This window comes from Thioclava sp. GXIMD4215, from assembly GCF_045291555.1.
Classification (GTDB): domain Bacteria; phylum Pseudomonadota; class Alphaproteobacteria; order Rhodobacterales; family Rhodobacteraceae; genus Thioclava; species Thioclava litoralis.
Map to the genome: position 1 here is coordinate 2679839 of NZ_CP149515.1, position 19432 is coordinate 2699270.

Sequence of the window (19432 nt, forward strand, 5' to 3'; positions counted from 1 at the left end):
AGATCATGTTCGGACTGGATCAAATCATTTCCCTGCTGGCCGCTCACGGGCTGGTTCTTGTTGGCGCACTCTCTATTCTCGAAGGGCCGATTGTGACGGTGCTGGCCTCATGGCTGGCCTCTAATGGTCTGTTCGATCTGCTGCCGCTGTTTTTCGTGCTGCTGGCGGGTGATCTTATCGGCGATCTGGGGTTTTACTATCTTGGGCGGCGCGGGCTGGGGATTATCCCTGCGAAATGGCGCCATCGTCTCGGGCTGGATGGCAAGCGCCTGCGCAAGATGCTGCGCCATTTCCGCGCCAAGGGCGGGCGCACGCTTCTGGTTGGCAAGATCACCCATTCCGCAGGGGCCGCAATTCTGGTGGCCGCGGGCATCTCGCGGATGCCGGTGCTGCCGTTCCTGCTGTATAATCTGCTGGCATCCATTCCCAAAACCCTTGCCCTGATGGCTTTGGGCTATTTCATGGGCTCGGCCTATACCCGCATTGATGGCTGGATCTCGAAAGGTTCCATCATTCTGCTGGGGGTGCTGATCCTTGCCGGCATCGGCTGGTATATCCATCACAAGAGGCAATCGTCATGTCCGCAGGACTAAGCGTCAGTTGTGTGATCCCCGCCTATAACGAGGCACCGCGCATTCGCAATGTGCTCGAGGCGGTGCTCTGCCATCCGGCGGTGGAGGAGGTCATCGTGGTGGATGACGGGTCGACGGATGGCACGCCCGAAATCGTGGGCGCGCTGCCATCGGTCCAGCTGGTCCGACAGACGCAGAACGGTGGTAAAACGGCGGCGGTCGCACGTGGGATCCGTGAGGCGCGGGGCAGCCATGTCATGCTGCTCGATAGCGATCTTCTGGGGCTTACGGGGCTGCATGTCTCGCAATTACTCGACCCCGTGCGCTCGGGGGCGGCCGATGTGGCGATCAGCCTGCGGCGCAATGCGCCTGCGCTGTGGCATATGATCGGGCTGGATTACATTTCGGGCGAGCGGGTATTGCCGCGCGCGTGGCTGCTGGACGGGCTGGAGGCGCTGCCGCATTTCGGGCTGGAGGTGCATATGAACCGCCTGCTGATCCGCAAAGGGGCCCGTCTGGCGGTGGTCGAATGGCCCGATGTCGACAGCCCCTATAAACATGCCAAACTGGGCAGTTGGGCGGCGGGTCTGCGCGCCGATGCCGCCATGCTGGCCGATATGTTCCGCGTGGTCTCGCCGCTGGAGGCGGGGGGGCAGATCTGGTCGATGCGCAAGATGCGTGTCGCACCGCGCCAGCTTGCAGGGCATCCGCCGCAGCCCTGACAGGGGGGCAGAGAGGGCCAGTCACGCGTAAAAAAGGCCGCCTTCTGGCGGCCTTTTCCGTTCAGCCCCTGCCTCGGGGCGGTTTTCAGGCCTGACCGCTGGCTTCCAGCGTATCGGCAAAGGTGCGCAGGCCCGTTTTAGGCGCTTGCACCAGAACAGCCATATTGCCCGGTTTATGCTGGTTATGCAGCATTTTGGTATGGGCTTGCGGGATTTCTTCCCACGGGAAAACTTCCGACATGCAGGGGTCCAGACGCCGCTCGATCATCAGACGGTTGGCCGAGGCTGCCTGTTTGAGGTTTGCAAAATGCGACCCTTGCAGGCGCTTCTGGTGCATCCACATATAGCGCACGTCGAAGGTGCAGTTGAACCCCGAGGTGCCCGCGCAAATCACCACCATGCCGCCTTTTTTCACCACGAGGGTGGAGACGGGGAAGGTGCTTTCGCCCGGGTGTTCGAAGACCATATCGACATTCACACCCTTGCCGGTGATGTCCCAGATCGCCTTGCCGAACTTGCGGGCCTCCTTGAGCCAGTCGTTATATTCGGGGCTGTTCACGGTGGGCAGTTGGCCCCAGCATTTGAATTCCTTGCGGTTGATCACGCCCTTGGCCCCCTGAGCCATGACGAATTCCCGCTTGGATTCATCCGAGATCACCCCGATCGCATTGGCACCTGCCGTATTGGCCAGCTGGATCGCATAGGACCCGAGGCCACCAGACGCGCCCCAGACCAGCACGTTCTGGCCCGGCTTCAGCTCGTGCGGGTGATGCCCGAACAGCATCCGGTAGGCGGTGGCCAGCGTCAGCGTGTAGCAGGCGCTTTCTTCCCAGGTCAGATGCTGCGGACGCGGCATCAACTGCTGCGCCTGCACACGGGTGAATTGCGCGAAAGAGCCGTCATGGGTCTCGTAGCCCCAGATCCGCTGGCTGGGCGAGAACATCGGGTCGCCGCCGTTGCATTCCTCGTCATTGCCATCATCCTGGTTACAGTGGATCACGACCTCGTCGCCCACTTTCCAGTTTTTGACCTTGTCGCCCACGGCCCAGACGATGCCTGCGGCATCGGAGCCCGCGATATGATAGGGGGCCTTGTGCACGTCGAAGGGGCTGATCGGAACGCCGAGGCCCGCCCAGACGCCGTTATAGTTGACGCCCGCCGCCATCACCAGAACCAGAACCTCGTTGCTGTCGATGGCCCAGGTATCCACGACCTCTTTCTGGAACGACTCCTCGGGGGCACCATGCCGCTCCCGACGGATTGCCCATGCGTACATTTTCGGCGGAACAAAGCCCAAGGGCGGGATTTCCCCGATCTCGTAGAGCTCTTTCTCTTCTGCCGTATAGGGCACCATGTTGCTCTCGCTGTCCAATGCCATCCCCATCTTCCTCCTCCTAAGATGCCGCGCCGCAGAATCACGCGGCTATAGGGTATGATTACAATCGGTCGCGCAACAATGCAACCATTGTGATTTATTTTTTGTAATTATGTGTCGCGTTGAATTTTCAAGCATTCGTCTTCCTGCGGGCAGAAGATCTGTCTTCTGCGCGGAAGATTTTATCATAATGTGCAGGCGGGCCTTGCAGGGCTGACTTTTCCTGAAAGTCTTATATCATGATTTGCGGCGGGCGCGGTAACTTTCCGGTAAAATGCAAGAAGAGCTTAACCGTCAGTATGCATCCTGTGATTGCGTGGCGAAGGCGCGGCAGTCACAAGAAATCTCTGCGATGCAGAATTTTCTTGTTATTATAATATTGCGTGTTGTATTTATTTTTGAGAATTATGTTGCCGTTCCGTGGATTCGTGGAGGGGAGGCCACCCATGACCGAGACCGTATCGAAATCTGATCTGCCCATAACTGCTCAGCCCGCGTGCGATAAGCCGTGGCTGTTTCGGACCTATGCTGGCCACTCGACCGCCAAAAAGTCGAACGAACTGTATCGCACCAACCTGTCCAAGGGGCAGACGGGGCTTTCGGTGGCCTTCGACCTGCCGACCCAGACGGGCTATGACAGCGACCATATTCTGGCGCGCGGCGAGGTCGGCAAGGTCGGCGTGCCGGTCTGCCACTTAGGCGATATGCGCGCGCTGTTTGACGAAATCCCGCTAGAGCAGATGAATACCTCGATGACGATCAATGCCACCGCGCCTTGGTTGCTGTCTTTGTATATCGCGGTGGCCGAAGAGCAGGGGGCCGATGTCTCGCGGTTGCAGGGCACCGTGCAGAATGATCTGGTGAAGGAATATCTCTCGCGCGGGACCTATATCTGCCCGCCGAAGCCCAGCCTTGCGATGATCACCGATGTGGCGGCCTATACCCGCGAGCATCTGCCCAAATGGAACCCGATGAATGTCTGTTCCTACCACCTGCAAGAGGCAGGGGCGACACCGGAACAAGAGCTGGCCTTCGCTTTGGCCACAGCCATTGCCGTGCTGGACGACCTGAAAAACAAGGTGCCCGAAGCGGCCTTCCCCGCGATGGTCGGGCGGATTTCCTTCTTTGTGAATGCCGGCATCCGCTTTGTGACCGAGCTATGCAAGATGCGCGCCTTCACCGAGCTTTGGGACGAGATCTGCCGCGACCGCTATGGCATCGAAGAGGCGAAATACCGCCGCTTCCGCTATGGGGTGCAGGTCAACAGCCTTGGTCTGACCGAGCAGCAGCCGGAAAACAACGTCTATCGCATCCTGATCGAGATGCTGGCCGTGACCCTGTCGAAGAATGCGCGCGCCCGTGCGGTGCAGCTTCCCGCGTGGAACGAGGCTTTGGGCCTGCCGCGTCCGTGGGACCAGCAATGGTCGCTCAGGATGCAGCAGATCATGGCCTACGAGACCGATCTTCTGGAATATGGCGATCTGTTTGACGGCAACCCCGCAGTGGCCGCCAAGGTCGAGGCGCTGAAGGAAGGCGCGCGTTCGGAGCTGGCGCAGATCGATACGATGGGCGGGGCGATTGCCTCTATCGACTATATGAAATCCCGTCTGGTCGAGGCCAATGCCGCGCGGATCGGCCGCATCGAGGCGGAAGAGACCATCGTGGTGGGGGTGAACCGCTGGCAACAGGGCGAATCCTCGCCGCTGACGGCGGGCGATGGCGGCATCATGGTTGTTGATCCGGCGGTTGAGGCTGATCAGGTGGCGCGTCTCAACGAATGGCGCAGCAGCCGCGATGACGCTCGGGTGAGTGCAGCGCTTGAGGCTCTGCGCCAAGCCGCCTCCAAAGGGGAAAATGTCATGCCTGCCTCGATCGAGGCCGCCAAGGCCGGTGTCACCACAGGCGAATGGGCGGGCGTCATGCGCGCCGTTCATGGCGAATACCGTGGCCCGACGGGGGTGGCTGCCAACCCCTCCAACCGGACCGAGGGGCTCGATGATATCCGCGACGCGGTGGATCAGGCTTCGCGCAAACTCGGGCGGCGGCTCAAGTTTGTCGTGGGTAAGCCGGGTCTGGATGGGCATTCCAATGGTGCCGAACAGATTGCCTTCCGCGCCCGCGATTGTGGCATGGATATCACCTATGAGGGCATCCGCCTGACGCCGGAACAGATCGTGTCCCGCGCGCTGGAAGAAAGCGCGCATGTGGTGGGCGTCTCGATCCTGTCGGGCAGCCATATCCCTCTGGTCGAGGAGCTGATGGAGCGGATGCGGGCTGCAGGGCTTGCCGATGTGCCGGTGCTCGTGGGCGGGATCATCCCCGATGACGATGCGCAGCGGCTGCTGGGCTATGGCGTTGCGCGGGTCTATACGCCCAAGGACTTCGAGCTCAATCGCATCATGATGGATATCGTGGGCCTTGCCGCCCCCGATGATGCGGCGGCATGACCCGATGCCGCTGTGACTCCGGATTGGGGTGAATAAATGCTGGCGGGAGGCTTTCGCTCTTCCGCCAGACAGCGCGCTTCTTTATGGTCGCGCGCATGACTGATACGCCCGCAATCCAGTTTTCCGAAGATCAGGCCGAGGCCTGGGATGCCGTAGCCGAGGCCCTGCGTAAGGCAGGGGTCGATGTGGATGACGGCATGGTCATGCCCGAAACCAGCACCGCTCAAGTGCATTCGGTGATCGGCAAGGCGGGGTCGGGTAAAACCATGCTGTTGTCTGCGCTGTATAAGGCGCTGGAAGAAGCGGGCGTCGAGGTCGTCTCGGGCGATTACGAGGGCAAGAAGAAGAAAGAACGCCGCACGCTGGCGATCCTTGCGCCGACCAATAAGGCGGCCTCGGTGCTACGGTCGCGCGGGGTGCCTGCGACAACGATCCACCGCATCCTTTACACCCCCGTCTATGACCCCGAATACGAGCGGATTGCCGAATGGCTGAGCGGGCAGGGCGAGCGCCCGAACCTTGAGATCCTGAAGGTCGACGGGCTGACGGAAGAGATGCTCGACCGTGCCAAGGCGTTTTTCGACCTGCATAAATCCGTGCCGGCGGCGCTGGCCTCGGCAGGGCTGCGGGGGTCCGATTTCATTCAGGGCTGGAAACGGCGCGAGGACCCGCTGGATATCGGCTTTGTCGATGAGGCCTCGATGCTGGACGAACGCCAGTTCGACGACCTGCGCGAGATTTTCCCGACGCTGGTCCTGTTTGGCGATCCGGCGCAGTTGGCGCCTGTGAACCAGTCGGGGCAGATGAGCTTTGAAAAGCTGCCTGACGAGCGTAAACATGTGCTCCACCGCATCCACCGCCAGACGCAGGATAACCCGATCCTCGATCTGGCCCATGCGCTGGCCGATGAGGCGCTGACCTTCGACCGGTTCGAGCGGATGATTGAGGATCGCGCGGCCAATGATGACCGCGTGGTGTGGGCAGGGCGGGTCGAGGCCGACCTGATGGCGCGCTCTCCGGTGCTGGTCTGGCGCAATGCCACGCGCATCCGGCTGATCCATGCCTTCCGCGGGGCGTTCAGCGCGCCGGTGGACGAGCTTCTGCCCGGCGAGCCGCTGATCTGCGACGGGATCGAACTGCCCGCCAAGCATCGCAAGCGCCGGATCGATCTGGAGGCGCGCGGGCTGATCAAGGGCGCGCAGGTGATCTATCTGGGGCCGGGCAAGAAGCCCGGTTTCTCGCGGCTGCATGTGATCGGGTCCGAAGACCCGCGCCTGTCTGCGGCCTCGATTGTCAAGATCGAGCTGCCGGATGAAGAAGAGCCCTTCATCCCCTTTGCCGCCCGCATGGGGGCCACCTTTTTGCATGGGGCGGCGGTTACCATCCATAAGGCGCAAGGCTCGCAATGGCGCGATGTGCAGGTTTTCGCGCCCGACATCTATGCCGCCGCAAGGGCAGGGCGGGTCGAGGCGGGGATTGCGCTGTGGAAACGTCTGGCCTATGTGGCGATCACCCGCGCCGAGCATCGCCTGCTATGGGTGACGCGGGCGCGGCTGGCGCGGCCCAGCGGTCCGCTTGGGGTGGAGGATCTGCCAAAAGGCGCGGCGCAGGCGCTCAAGCTGGAAATGCAGGACCAGCCCGAGGGCTGATCGCGCGGGGCAGTGGATCTCAGCTGAGAAAGCGCCGGAACAGCGCATTGGCCGCCCAGCCCGCAAACACCGCAAGCGCCAGCGACATGATGCCGTAAAGTGGCGGATAGGTCTGTGACAGCATGAAAAGCCAGCGTTCCAGCCCGACTTTGCGCACCGTGACAGGGGCGGAATATTCGTCGATCACGCGGTATTTGCGCACCAAGAAGATGCGGACCGTGTAATCGCCTTCGATCAGGTTGGCAGGCAGCGAGAAATCGGCGCGGAAGAGCGTGTCATCCAGCAGCTTCACATCGCCCGGATTGTCCTTGTAAAGGCCGTGGCTCACACGGATGCGCTGCAACGCCTCGGCATAGGGGGCGGCATTGGCCCGCTCTGTGGCGTTGGTGTAGTTGCGCAAGGCCTGCGGGATGGTGATGCGGTAGATCTCGTCGACCTCATGGGCAAGGAAATCCCGTTCGGGGCGGGTGGTGGCCACGGCATAGTAGCTGGGGGCCGACGGGATCTCGACCGAGCCGGTATTGATCCAGATCCCCATCTGCCGCGACTTGCGGCGCACCGTCACGGGGCCTTGCGGCCCTTCGAGCGTCACGATGACATCCAGCGGGCCCTCCGGTTCGGGGGCATAGCGTTTGACCGCGCCGAAGATCAGGATTTCGGACCCGTCAAAGGAGGCCGTGATCCCGATGCTCTCGCGCGAGAGCCCCGCCACGACTTTTTCCGCTGCCTGTGCCGGCAGGGCCAAGAGAACGAACAGACAGGCAAGGAGGCGCAGGATCATCCTTTGGCCCCCAGACTGATCGAGTAAAGCTCGCTTGGCTGGACCACCAGATCATAGCCAAGCTTGAGCGCCACAAGAAGCACCAGAGAGGCCAGCAGGATGCGCAGTTGTTCGGCTTTGAGCCGCCCCCCGAGGATCGAGCCGATCTGTGCCCCGATCACGCCGCCCAAGATCAGCATGATGGCCAGCATCACATCCACCGACTGGTTGGTAATGGCATGCATCATCGTGGTGAAGGCCGAGGTGAACAGGATCTGGAACAGCGAGGTGCCGATCACCACTTTGGTGGGCATGCCCAGCAGATAGATCATTGCGGGCACCATGATGAACCCGCCGCCCACACCCATGACCGCGCCCAGAACCCCCACACAGAACCCGACCAGAATGGGCGGGATCACCGAGATATAAAGACCCGAGGCACGGAATTTCATCTTGAGCGGCAGCCTGTGGACCCAGCCGTGGCTGTGACGTTTGCTGCGCTTGGCGGCGGGTCGGCGGCTGCGCCCCAACGCCCGCAGGCTTTCGAGAAACATCAGCAGGCCCACGCCGCCAAGGAAGACGACATAGCATAGCTGCACGGCGAGATCGATCTGGCCCAAGGCCTGCAGGTAGTTGAAGATCGAGATCCCCGCGACCGAACCGGCAAGCCCGCCCACCAGCAGGATGAACCCCATAGGCACATCGACCGCCTTGCGTTTGAGCTGGCTCAGCACCCCCGAAACCGAAGAGGCCACAACCTGATTAGCGCCCGTGGCCACGGCAACGGTGGGCGGAATGCCGATGAAGAACAGAAGCGGGGTGATCAGAAAACCGCCCCCCACCCCGAACAGCCCCGACAGGATGCCGACCACCCCGCCGATGCCGAAGAGGACGAAAAAATTGACCGAGACTTCGGCGATGGGCAGGTAAATTTGCATGGGCTTCCGCGCGCTGTCAGTAACTTAATGTGAGCGCCTTGGCGTGGGCTGTCAAACCCCAACTCAGGCGGGCGTCATCGGGCTTGCAGATATCGTCGCAGGATCTTTTCAAGCTTTTCCGCCCCTAGCGGTGCCATTGCCTTGGTCTGGGCATGGCTGATCTGTTCGTCGGCTTTCATGCCCGCGCCCATATTGGTGATCACCGAAATCGCGGCCACTCTCAGCCCGAGAAACCGCGCAAGGATGACCTCGGGCACGGTGGACATGCCCACCGCATCGGCGCCAAGAATGCGGGCGGCGCGGATTTCGGCGGGGGTCTCGAAAGACGGCCCCGAGAACCAGCAGTAAACGCCCGTGGGCAATTCGATCCCCTCGGCCTTGGCCGCCGCCATCAGCCCGTCGCGCATCTGGGCGTCATGGGCGTCGGTCATCGGGACAAAACGCGCGTCCGTTGGCTCGCCGATCAGCGGGTTATGGCCCGCGAAATTGATGTGGTCTTCCAGCATCATCAGCCCCCCCGGCGGGATGTCGGGGCGCAGCGAGCCTGCCGCATTGGTCAGGATCAGCCGCTCGCAGCCCAGTTCGCGCAGGATCTCTAGCGGCAGGCGCATCTCGGCGGGGTTGCCATGTTCATAGTAATGCACGCGGCCCCCGAAGACGGCGACGCGCACCCCTTCAAGGTCTCCGATCACCAGCTTCGGGTTATGGCCCGAGACGCCTGCATGCGGAAAGCCGGGCAGGTCGGAATAGGGGATCGCCACACCGTCGATCTCTTCGGCCAGATGGCCCAGACCCGACCCCAGCACCAGCCCGAAAGCAGGCGGCGTATCGCCCGCCCGCTTTCGGATGACTTGGGCCAGTTCAGCGCTCTTTGACATAGGGTTGGCCTCCGGCCTTCGGGGGATGGGGTTTGCCGACGACGCCCGCCAGCACGATCACGGTCAGGATATAGGGCAGCGCATCCAGAAGCGCCCCCGGAACCGACATATGCAGCGTATTCTGCAGCACATCGGGACGCAGCGCCAGTGCCTGCAGGAAACCGAAAAGCAGGGTCGCCCAAAGCGCCGACCACGGTTTCCAATTCGCGAAGATCAGCGCCGCAAGGGCGATATAGCCACGCCCTGCGACCATCTCGCGGCCAAAGCCTGCCTGAAGACCGGTGGCCATATAGGCCCCTGCCAGCCCGCAAAGAAGTCCGGTGATAGTTACCGCGCCATAGCGCAGACCAATGACGGAAATTCCTGCGGTATCAACGGATTCGGGGTTTTCGCCCACCGCCCGCAGCCGCAGCCCGAAGCGGGTGCGGTAGAGCACCCACCATGTCACAGGCACCGCCAGCAGCGCCACATAGACCAGAATGGAATGGCCCGAGAGCACATCCGAATAAAGCGGCCCGATGATGGGGACCTTGCGGAGGGCGGCCTCGAAGGGCAGGTGGAGTTCGTTGAAGCGTGCAGTGCCTGTAAGGGCGGGTGTGCGCCCGCCTTGGTGGAAGAGCGATTGGGCAATCAGCACAGTCATCCCCGAGGCAAGGAAGTTGAGCGCGACGCCCGAAATCAGCTGATTGCCACGGAAGGTGATCGAGGCCAGCCCATGCAGGAGCGAAAACAGGATCGAGGCGGCAATGCCTGCCAGACAGCCCAGCCAGACATTGCCCGTCAGATAGGCCACAGCGCCCGAGGTCATGGCGGCCATCAGCATCTTGCCCTCTAGCCCGATGTCGAACACGCCGGAGCGTTCGGAATAAAGCCCTGCCAGACATGCCAGAAGCAGCGGCGTCGCCAGCCGCAGGGTGGAATCGAGAATGGCGATGAGGGTCGCATAATCCATTACTTGACCCCCTGTGTGGCGCGGAAGAGCGGTGCCAGCATCATCCGTACCATCCCGTCCAGCGCGCCGATGAACAGCACGACCAGACCCTGAATCAGCAGCCGCAGCTCGATCGGGATCGAGGTCCAAAGCCCCATCTCGGCCCCGCCTTGGTACAGAAAGCCAAAGAGAAACGCCGCCAGAAACACGCCCAGCGGATGGTTGCGGCCCATAAGCGCGACCGCAATCCCGATAAAGCCCGCCCCTTCGGCAGAGTTCTGCAACAGACGCTCGGCCTCGCCCATGACGTTGTTGATGGACATCAGCCCCGCCAGCGCGCCGGAAATCAGCATCGACCCCAGAATGATCTTTGTGCGCGAGATCCCGGCATAGCTTGCCGCCTTTTCGTTCAGGCCGAAAGCGCGGATTTCATAGCCGAATTTCGTCTTCCACAGCAGCACCCAGACCAGCACACAGGCCGCCAGAGCCACGAAGAAGGTGACATTGGCCGGAACCGAGGGGCTGAACAGCCCCGAAAGCCCCGGAATATCGTGGAAGGTCGGCAGGCTGGCACCCTTGGGAAAGCGCGCGGTTGCCGGATCCATCTGGCCCGCGGGGCGCAGGACGGTGACCAGCAGATATTGCAGCAGGCTATAGGCGATATAGTTGAACATGATCGTGGTGATCACGATATGGCTGCCGCGTTTGGCCGCAAGCCAGCCCGGAATGGCGGCCCATGCGGCCCCGAAAAGTGCCGCCCCCACCATCGCCGCAGGCAGCGCCAGCCACCATGCAGGCCAAGGCAGCGCAAGACAGACCAGCGCCACGCCCAGCCCGCCCAGCTGCGCCTGACCTTCGGCACCGATATTGAACTGGCTGGCATGATAGGCGACCGTCACGGCAAGGCCGGTGAAGATGAAACTGGTGGTGTAATACAGCGTATAGCCCCAGCCATAGGCGCTGCCCAAAGCGCCGTCGAACATCACCGAGATGACCTCGACCGGATTGCCGCCAATCGCCAGTACCACGATAGCCGAAATGATCGCAGCCAGCAGGATCGAGATCAGCGGCACAAGAACCACATCGGCCCATGTCGGTAGTTTCGTCATTCGCCTTCTCCGCCGTCATCATCGGCTTCACTGTCTTCATGGGCCAGATCTTCATGGGCGTCAGGGCTCGGGTCGCGCATCCCCGCCATCAGCAGCCCGAGGTCTTTTTCATCGGTGCTGGCAGGGTCGCGGAAGCCCATGATCTCGCCATCGAACATCACCGCGATCCGGTCCGACAAAGACCTGATCTCGTCAAGCTCGACCGAGACCAACAGGATCGCCGCGCCCGCATCGCGCAGCTCGATGATGCGCTTGTGGATAAACTCGATCGCGCCGATATCCACGCCCCGCGTCGGTTGCCCGATCAGAAGAAGGGCGGGGTTGCGCTCGATCTCGCGGGCCAGCACGATCTTCTGCTGGTTGCCGCCCGAGAAATTCTTGGCGGCCAAGGACGGGATCGGCGGGCGGACGTCGAAACGCTCCATCGCGCCTTCGGTCGCCTTCACGATGCCCGCGTTATCCATCAGAAGCGCGTTCTTCTGGTATTCGGGCGCCCCGTGATAGCCGAAGATGAAATTCTCCCACGCGGGGAAATCAAGGATCAGCCCGTGGTGATGGCGGTCTTCGGGCACATGGGCGATCCCGTCGCGGCGGCGGCTTTGCGCATCCGCGCGGCCCGTCAGATCCAGCACTTTGCCATTAACCTTAATCTGGCCCTTGGCCACCTGATAGCCGCCCAGAACCTCCAATAGCTCGGTCTGGCCATTGCCCGCCACACCGGCAATCCCCAGAATCTCGCCCGCGCGGATTTCCAGATCAACGCCTTTCAGACGGGCGACACCCGCCTCGTCCGTCACCCGAAGGTCGCGGACCTCAAGGATCGGTTTGCCGGGCTGGGCCTTGGTTTTTTCGACATTCAGCAGAACCTTGCGGCCCACCATCAGCTCGGCCAGCTCGGTGGGCGAGGTCTCGGAGGTTTTCACCGTCGCCGTCATCTCGCCGCGCCGCATCACCGAGACGGTATCGGTCGCCATCATGATCTCGCGCAACTTATGGGTGATCAGCAGGATCGTCTTGCCCTCGGCACGCAGCGTATCAAGGATGCGGAACAGATGGTCGGCCTCGGCAGGGGTCAGCACGCCGGTCGGCTCGTCGAGGATCAGGATCTCGGCCTGACGGTAGAGCGCCTTGAGGATCTCGACCCGCTGCTGGTGACCCACGCTCAGGTTCTCGACCAGCTCGTCGGGGTCCACATCCATCTCGTAGTCTTCGGCCAGCCGCTTCAGCTCGCGCCGCGCCTTGGCGATAGAGGGGCGCAGCAGGCGGCCATCCTCGGCCCCAAGGATCACATTCTCGACTACGGTGAAATTCGGCACCAGCTTGAAATGCTGGAACACCATGCCGATGCCCGCGCGGATTGCGGCCTGACTGTCGGGGATGGCGGTCTCGCGCCCGTTGATCACGATCTCGCCACGGTCGGCCTTGTAGAAGCCGTAGAGGATCGACATCAGCGTGGATTTGCCCGCGCCGTTCTCGCCGATGATGCCGTGGATCGTGCCGGGCATGACCTTGATGGAGATGTCCTTATTCGCCTGCACAGGCCCGAAGGCCTTGGAGATTCCGCGCAGTTCGATTGCGGGCACAGCACCGCCCTGCGGGGACGCAATCGCGGCAGGGGCCTGCCGCGTTGCATTCTGGGTCGGACCGCTCATCGCGTTACTCGACCGGACAGGTGCTATCCGTGGTGAAATCATGCACCGCGATTTCGCCGGAGGCGATCTTTTTGGCCGCGTCATCCACCGGCGCGCGCATTTCGGCGGTGACCAGATCGGCGTTATTGTCGTCCATCGCATAGCCCACGCCATCCTCGGCCAGACCCAGCACGACGGTGCCGGTCTGCATATCGGGGCCAGCCTTGAACATATCGTAGACAGCATTGTCGACGCGCTTGACCATCGAGGTCAGCACCTGACCCGGATGCAGCATGTTCTGGTTGCTATCGACGCCGATCGACAGGATTTTCTCGTCCGCGGCGGCTTGCAGGATGCCGATACCGGTCGCGCCTGCGGCCGCATAGATCACATCCGCGCCTTGGGCGATCTGCGCCTTGGCCAGCTCCGCCCCCTTCACAGGGTCATTCCATGCCGCAGGCGTCGTTCCTGTCATGGCCTGCACGACCTTGATTTCGGGTTTGGCGGCCTTGGCCCCTTGCACATAGCCACAGGCGAATTTGCGGATCAGCGGGATGTCCATGCCGCCGATAAAGCCGATTGTATCCGATTTCGAGGCCTCCGCCGCCAGCATCCCCACCAGATAGGAGCCTTGTTCTTCCTTGAACACGACCGAGCGCACATTGGGGAGGTCAACCACCGAGTCGATGATCGCGAATTTCGTGTCGGGGTAATCGGGGGCGACGGTTTGCAGCGTATCCGCGAAGGCAAAGCCCGTGGTGACAATCGGGTTCGCACCGGATTCGGCCAGACGGCGCAGCGCCTGTTCGCGTTGCGCTTCGGATTGCATCTCCAGTTCTTTGTAGCTGCCGCCGGTTTCATCGACCCAGCGCTTTGCGCCATTATAGGCCGCCTCGTTGAAGCTCTTGTCGAATTTTCCGCCCAGATCATAGATTAGCGCCGGATCGGCAAAGCTGCCACCTGCGGTCAGCGCGAGGGCTGTCGTGGCGCCGAAGATGGATTTCATAAGGCTCATGGCTGACTCCCGGTCAAATGTCTGACCGGCCCCTAAGGGCCGGGAAAGGGGTGGAAACCACCCGCTCCCGTGATCAATTCAGACCGGACTCGACTGGAACCGTCAAGCAGGATTTCCCGCCGATAAGGGGCGCTATGGCATTTTTCGAATGTTTGGTCAGAAAATATCCGGTCCGTAGTCGCGCATCATCAGCACGGCATCGCTGCGGCGACCATCGGGATGGCGGTAGTAATTGTCGCGGATACAGCTGTCTTGCCAACCGCTTGCCAGATAGAGCGCATGGGCGGCGTGATTGTCCAGCGCGACTTCCAGATGGGCGATCTCGGCCTTGCGCGCCACCATCTCGGTATCGAAGCGCGCCATCAGGCGGCGGGCAATGCCCTGTCTGCGCGCTGCGGGGGCCACCGCAATGGTGGTCAGCTCTGCCTCGCCTGCGATCACACGGCCAATCAGGAAGCCCTGCTCTTCATGCAGGAGAAAATAGAATTTTTTGGCCAGCGTCTCGGCGAATTCTTCCGCCCGCCACGGGCGCGGGGTCGTGAAACATTGTTTATGGATCGCGGCCATCTGGGCGGGCGTCATCTGGGGCTACCTTAATCGAGGATCTTGGGCGGCGCATCCGAAGGCGGTGCGGCATCGGCGGCGCGGATATACAGGGGCGCGGGGCGCTCATGCTCGGGCAGGGTGGCCAGTTTGCGCGCCGCAATACGGGCGATACGTTCCGGTATCTGCGCCATCTCGCAGGGCTGTGCCTGCGCAATCCCCAGAAGGGCCGCAATCTTTTCGGCATGCGCACCGAGCACCCGTTGGGCCCCCAGTACGGCGAGGCCGGTGTCGGGGTTGGCCGGATCGAAATGCACGGGTTTGGCCGCAGGCGCGCCCTGATCGAAGAGTTGCAGATAGGCCTGATCGCGCGGGGCCGCGACCGAGACCAGCTCGCGCAGCGGCGTCTGGCCTTCGCGCAGGATCTCGAAATTCGACACGCCGATCGCGGGGATCTTGCGCGCCAGAGCCAGCCCGCGCGCCGCCGAGACCGAAATGCGGATACCGGTGAAATTCCCCGGACCGATGCCAACGCCCAAGGCGTCCAGATCGGCCCAGCTTGCGCCGTGATCTGCCAGCAGTTCTTCGAGGATTGGCATCAGGCGTTCGGCCTGACCGCGCGACATCTCTTCGATGCGCGCGCCCAATAGGGTGTCGCCGCGCAGCAAAGCGGCCGCGCAATGCGCGGCCGATGTGTCGAAAGACAGGATCAAAGGCTCAGCCGGCAACGGGGCGGACCTCGGTCACTTCGGGGATGTAATGGCGCAGCAGATTCTCGATGCCCATCTTCAGGGTCAGCGTCGAGGAGGGGCAGCCCGCGCAGGCACCCTGCATATGCAGATAGACCACACCGCGCTCAAAGCCGTGGAAGGTGATGTCGCCGCCATCCTGCGCCACAGCCGGACGCACGCGGGTGTCCAGCAGGTCTTTGATCTGCGCGACAATCGCCCCGTCTTCGGCATCGCCCGTATGTTCGGCATGGCCACCCGAAGAGGCGCCTTCGCTCTCCATCACCGGCGCGCCGGATTGGAAATGCTCCATGATCGAGCCAAGGATCGCGGGTTTTGCATGATCCCAATCGGTCGCATCATCTTTGGTGACGGTGACGAAATCCGACCCGAAGAAGACGCCGGTCACACCGGAAACCATGAAAATGCGCTTTGCCAGAGGCGATTTCGCCGCCGCCTCGGCAGAGGGGAAATCCGCCGTTCCCATCTCCAGCACGGTCTGGCCGGGCAGGAATTTCAGGGTTGCGGGGTTCGGTGTCGTCTCGGTCTGGATGAACATGGGCGTGCTCCTTCGCTTGGGCACCTGATATGCGCCCTGATCGGCCAAATGTCAATGTTTAGAACGGTTCTAATCTGCGGGACTATATGCGCGGATGAACCCTTCGGGCAGAGGGGCTTCTGCCGCCCGTCAAACCGGTCGTCGTCGGCTATGACGCCATAATCATCGGGGCGCGACGGCTGCGGTGTCTGCCCGAGGTCCGGCAGGGCCGCCTTCAGGTGCTGATACAGCTTCGGGCAGGGAGAGGCTTCGGGTGCTATCTCCGCCTCGGGCGAGGCAAGAATGTCAATCTCGAAGGGACAATGGCTCGAAGGGACAATGCCATCGAAGCATTTGCGCAGGCCGATAGCGCCGCTGCGAAGAACAGCGCGTTCGCCTTCATCGGCGGTTATTCTACAACGCTTCGGGTGAGCGCGGGCGTGAAAGCATAAGCCGGCACGCCTCGGCTGGTTTGCCCGTCAAACCACGTAAAGCTGTAGTTCGGGCAATGGGCGCAGGACATCAGCTCTTCCAGAGACATCTGTGCGGGGGCATTGGCGCGATCTGCCTGTGTGGGATGTTTCCATGCCTGCATCATCCGCGCATAGAGCCCGGGCTCCTGATGCGACCTCAGCGCGCCGCGATTGTTGTTGTAGCTGTGCTTGGCCTCGGAATAGACCACGCTGCCGTCTTCATAATAGGTGGTGCGCTGCAGCGGGTAGAGGTTGTCTCCAGCGACCGACATCTCGAAATAAGGCATGTCTTCGGGGGGCAGTTCGACAGTGCTGCAACCCGCAGCCAGAACCGCCAGCCCGAGGGCCAGCGCGGTTGTAAAATGTTTCATATGAATCTTTGCGGTTCAGGTAATCTGTTCGAGCTTCTCTTTCGACATATCGCCCGGAACAATGGTCAGCGGGAAGGGCAGGGAGCCCGAATTCTTGACCATCTGCGTCACCAGCGGGCCGGGGCCGCCCTTGCCTGCCCCCGCGCCCAGCACGAGCACGCCGATCTCGGGATCTTCCTCGACCAGCTTGAAGATCTCTTTCACCGGCTCGCCCTCGCGGATTACCAGTTCGGGATTCACCCCCTGACGGTCGCGCATCCATTTGGCGAAGACCTCGAAATGGGCCTCGATCCGTTCGCGGGCTTCCTCGCGCATCAGCTCTGCGACGCCCATCCAGTGCTGGTATTCCTCGGGGGGGATGACCGAGATAATGGTCACGCCGCCGCCGGTATGGCTGGCGCGCATGGCCGCGAAGCGCATCGCGTTCAGGCATTCGCGGGTGTCATCAAGAACGACAAGGAATTTGCGCATGAAGGCTCCGAAAGGTTGGGCCGAAAGCTCTCGGGCTTGGCCGGTAAAGCAGGCGGGTGCATGATTGCCCGCCTGCCCTGTCTTTGCAACGGCTTTGCAACCGCCAGTGTCAGAGCGGGCAGCTTGTGGCCCAATCCATATAGATTTCGCGCGCCTTGCGGGTCAGCGGGCCATAGTCATAGGTCACATCGTCGAAGGCCTTCACATATTGCACCTTCGAGAAGTTGCCCGTCAGGAAGACCTCATCGGCGCGACGGAAGTCCTCTAGCGTGAGAACGGCCTCATTCACGGTATAGCCCGCCTCGCGCAGGTTTTTCATATGGCGTTTGCGGGTCAGCCCTGCAAGGAAAGTGCCATTGGCGACGGGGGTGAAGAATTCGCCGTCCTTGACCATCCAGACATTGGCCGAAGCCGTCTCGGCCACATTGCCAAGCGCATCCTGCACCAGCGCATTGCCAAAGCCCTTACGCTGGGCCTCGACCAGCATCCGCGCGTTATTGGGATAGAGGCAGCCCGCTTTCGCATTGCAGACGTTATCGGCCAGCACGGGGCGGCGGAACTGCGTGGTGGTCAGCGTGGTGGCGGCATCCTCGCCGGGCATCGGCACCTCTTCGAGGCTGATCGCGAAGCCCGTGGAATTGGGGGCAGGGGCGACGCCCAGCTCGGACCCGTTCACCGCCCAATACATCGGGCGGATATAGACGGCGGTGTTGCGCCCATAAGGCTTGAGCCCTTCGCGCACGATGTCGACCATCTCGTCCGCATCCATCGTGGGCGTGATCATCAGCGCCTCGGCCGAGCGGTTCAGGCGGGCGCAATGCGCATCCAGATCGGGGACCAGCCCGTTAAACAGCCGCGCGCCGTCAAAGACGTTGGACCCCTGCCACAGACCGTGATCGGCGGCCCGCATCACCATCGCGTCGCCATCCTGCCATGCGCCTTCAAACCAAGTGCGGATATTCTTCCCGAATGCCATGTCTCTATGTCTCCAAACTTCGGGCCCAAGCAATCACCCCGCGCGGGAAAGGTCCAGAGCGGGCGGGCGTAAAATTTGTCTGCCGATCCGTCATGTATCTGTCTTGCGCCTCTGTCCGGGGCAGAGGCCCCAGACAGATACCCCAGACCGATACATGACCGGACGGTTTGCGGGCGTTTAGAGGTTCGAGACGCGATAGGCCGAGGAGACCGTCGTATTGAACAGGCCGAACAGCGTCTGGGCCTTGACGACGGGGCTTTCGGTGGCCAGCACGACATCTTGCGGCTGCAGATAGAAGTTCTGCGCCGAGAAGAGGCCGTCGGTCGTGGTCAGATCGATCGAGAAGATCACCCGCGTATGGGTCGGACCATTGGGGCCGACAGCCGTTGACGGATATTCGCGCAGGATCAGGATGCCCTTGGGGTCGGCGCGGCTGTCATTGACCCCGCCTGCAAGGGTGATGGCCTCGAGGGCTGTCACCTTGTCGCGCGGGAAGGGCACGATTTCCTCGCGGCCTGCCGCCCCGAGCGACAGGAAGTAGCGCGGATCTTCGGTGATGATCAGCTTGTCGCCGCGACGGATGCCGGTATCGAGCGTCGGATCATCCGTCAGCCGCTTCATCGAGATCTCGTAGACCGTCTTGCCGCGCATCAGCCGCACTTGCGGGTTTTTCAGCGCGGTCGATACGCCGCCCCCTTCGGTGATCGCGCTCAGCACGGTCATCGGGCGTTGGGACAGGTCGATCGAGCGGGGCGAGGCAACGCCGCTGACCAGATCGGCGGTATTGCGCATCCCCGGCTGGCGCGAGAGCTGGACCTGCGCGGCAGGCAGCAGGGCGGTCAGCGCATCCTGCACCCGCTGGCGCGCGGTTTCGATGGACAGGCCGGCCACATGCACCGGTCCGGCATAGGGGACGAAGAGCGTGCCGTCATCATTGATCTGTGTGGCCTGAAGCGCCACCGAAGGCGCGCCTTCCGAGGTCAGCAGCTTGTTGTCGCCGTTTTCCCAGACGGCCAGCCCGACCATGTCGCCCGCGCTCAACGTGCCGGCCTGTGCGCTGGCACCGCCGCGCAGCCATGCCCGTGGCGGCAGCGCATGGGCACCGGCAGGCCAGCTCTGGATCTGCGCCAGATGGGCGCGGTCAATGGCATAATGGGCAAATTGCGCGTTCGCGCTGTCTTCGTTCTTCAGGATTTCCGAACGCATCGCAGCGCCTCTTGGGAGCGAGCAGGCACCAAGGGCAAAGAGGGCTGTAACCATGATTACAGCGCGACGACTTTTCGAACTCATACAGTTCCCCCGTTT

At 62.2% G+C, this 19432-nt stretch carries 19 protein-coding genes; 4 read left to right on the plus strand and 15 right to left on the minus strand.

Annotated features, from left to right (window positions below):
• The first annotated feature begins 5 nt into the window (after window positions 1-5).
• A complete protein-coding gene (locus WDB86_RS13415) occupies window positions 6-593 on the plus strand; it encodes a VTT domain-containing protein (RefSeq protein ID WP_339108008.1) in 588 nt (195 codons plus the stop codon).
• A complete protein-coding gene (locus tag WDB86_RS13420; RefSeq protein WP_339108006.1) occupies window positions 578-1294 on the plus strand; it encodes a glycosyltransferase family 2 protein in 717 nt (238 codons plus the stop codon). The genes WDB86_RS13415 and WDB86_RS13420 overlap by 16 nt, the downstream gene beginning before the upstream one ends.
• Window positions 1295-1379: 85 nt before the next feature.
• Here the strand turns inward: WDB86_RS13420 and ccrA are convergent, their stop codons facing one another.
• Window positions 1380-2672: a crotonyl-CoA carboxylase/reductase gene (gene ccrA, locus WDB86_RS13425; RefSeq protein WP_339109536.1), complete on the minus strand. Its 1293-nt coding sequence runs from the start codon at window positions 2670-2672 to the stop codon at window positions 1380-1382.
• A gap of 443 nt (window positions 2673-3115) precedes the next feature.
• Between ccrA and WDB86_RS13430 the strand changes: the two genes are divergently transcribed.
• Both WDB86_RS13430 and WDB86_RS13435 read left to right on the plus strand, forming a co-directional pair.
• A complete protein-coding gene (locus WDB86_RS13430; RefSeq protein ID WP_406736141.1) occupies window positions 3116-5116 on the plus strand; it encodes a methylmalonyl-CoA mutase family protein in 2001 nt (666 codons plus the stop codon).
• Window positions 5117-5211: 95 nt separating this feature from the next.
• On the plus strand, window positions 5212-6765 hold the full coding sequence (locus WDB86_RS13435; RefSeq protein ID WP_406736142.1) for an ATP-dependent RecD-like DNA helicase: 1554 nt from the start codon (window positions 5212-5214) through the stop codon (window positions 6763-6765).
• Between the two features lie 19 nt (window positions 6766-6784).
• On the opposite strand, the gene WDB86_RS13440 is transcribed toward WDB86_RS13435, so the two are convergent.
• The 14 genes from WDB86_RS13440 to WDB86_RS13505 form a co-directional block, all read right to left on the minus strand.
• Entirely contained in the window at window positions 6785-7546 is a 762-nt protein-coding gene (locus tag WDB86_RS13440) for a TIGR02186 family protein (RefSeq protein ID WP_406721201.1), read from the minus strand.
• On the minus strand, window positions 7543-8463 hold the full coding sequence (locus WDB86_RS13445; RefSeq protein WP_406721200.1) for a sulfite exporter TauE/SafE family protein: 921 nt from the start codon (window positions 8461-8463) through the stop codon (window positions 7543-7545). The genes WDB86_RS13440 and WDB86_RS13445 overlap by 4 nt, the downstream gene beginning before the upstream one ends.
• Window positions 8464-8537: 74 nt before the next feature.
• Window positions 8538-9341 (minus strand): purine-nucleoside phosphorylase, encoded by an 804-nt coding sequence (locus tag WDB86_RS13450; protein WP_406721199.1) that lies wholly within the window; start codon window positions 9339-9341, stop codon window positions 8538-8540.
• Window positions 9325-10293 carry an ABC transporter permease gene (locus WDB86_RS13455; protein ID WP_406736143.1) on the minus strand — a complete coding sequence of 323 codons (969 nt, stop codon included), beginning with the start codon at window positions 10291-10293 and terminating at the stop codon, window positions 9325-9327. The genes WDB86_RS13450 and WDB86_RS13455 overlap by 17 nt, the downstream gene beginning before the upstream one ends.
• Window positions 10293-11381 (minus strand): ABC transporter permease, encoded by a 1089-nt coding sequence (locus tag WDB86_RS13460; RefSeq protein ID WP_406736144.1) that lies wholly within the window; start codon window positions 11379-11381, stop codon window positions 10293-10295. The genes WDB86_RS13455 and WDB86_RS13460 overlap by 1 nt, the downstream gene beginning before the upstream one ends.
• Window positions 11378-13033, minus strand: a complete 1656-nt coding sequence (locus WDB86_RS13465; protein WP_406736145.1) for an ABC transporter ATP-binding protein — start codon at window positions 13031-13033, stop codon at window positions 11378-11380. The genes WDB86_RS13460 and WDB86_RS13465 overlap by 4 nt, the downstream gene beginning before the upstream one ends.
• Window positions 13034-13037: 4 nt before the next feature.
• Complete coding sequence (locus WDB86_RS13470; RefSeq protein WP_339107997.1) at window positions 13038-14027, minus strand: BMP family ABC transporter substrate-binding protein; 990 nt, start codon at window positions 14025-14027, stop codon at window positions 13038-13040.
• A 156-nt stretch (window positions 14028-14183) separates the two neighbouring features.
• Window positions 14184-14609, minus strand: coding sequence for a GNAT family N-acetyltransferase (locus WDB86_RS13475; protein WP_406736146.1), 426 nt, complete (start codon window positions 14607-14609; stop codon window positions 14184-14186).
• Between the two features lie 11 nt (window positions 14610-14620).
• Window positions 14621-15298 (minus strand): tRNA (adenosine(37)-N6)-threonylcarbamoyltransferase complex dimerization subunit type 1 TsaB, encoded by a 678-nt coding sequence (gene tsaB / locus WDB86_RS13480; protein WP_339107995.1) that lies wholly within the window; start codon window positions 15296-15298, stop codon window positions 14621-14623.
• A complete protein-coding gene (locus WDB86_RS13485) occupies window positions 15288-15857 on the minus strand; it encodes a NifU family protein (RefSeq protein WP_406736147.1) in 570 nt (189 codons plus the stop codon). The genes tsaB and WDB86_RS13485 overlap by 11 nt, the downstream gene beginning before the upstream one ends.
• Before the next feature lie 388 nt (window positions 15858-16245).
• The gene (locus tag WDB86_RS13490; protein WP_406736148.1) at window positions 16246-16680 is read right to left on the minus strand and encodes a hypothetical protein; all 435 of its coding nucleotides are present in this window, start codon (window positions 16678-16680) and stop codon (window positions 16246-16248) included.
• 15 nt (window positions 16681-16695) lie between these two features.
• Complete coding sequence (locus WDB86_RS13495; RefSeq protein ID WP_339107992.1) at window positions 16696-17151, minus strand: universal stress protein; 456 nt, start codon at window positions 17149-17151, stop codon at window positions 16696-16698.
• 109 nt (window positions 17152-17260) lie between these two features.
• On the minus strand, window positions 17261-18127 hold the full coding sequence (locus WDB86_RS13500) for a branched-chain amino acid aminotransferase (protein ID WP_406736149.1): 867 nt from the start codon (window positions 18125-18127) through the stop codon (window positions 17261-17263).
• 177 nt (window positions 18128-18304) lie between these two features.
• A complete protein-coding gene (locus WDB86_RS13505) occupies window positions 18305-19333 on the minus strand; it encodes a polysaccharide biosynthesis/export family protein (RefSeq protein ID WP_339107990.1) in 1029 nt (342 codons plus the stop codon).
• Window positions 19334-19432 lie beyond the last annotated feature (99 nt).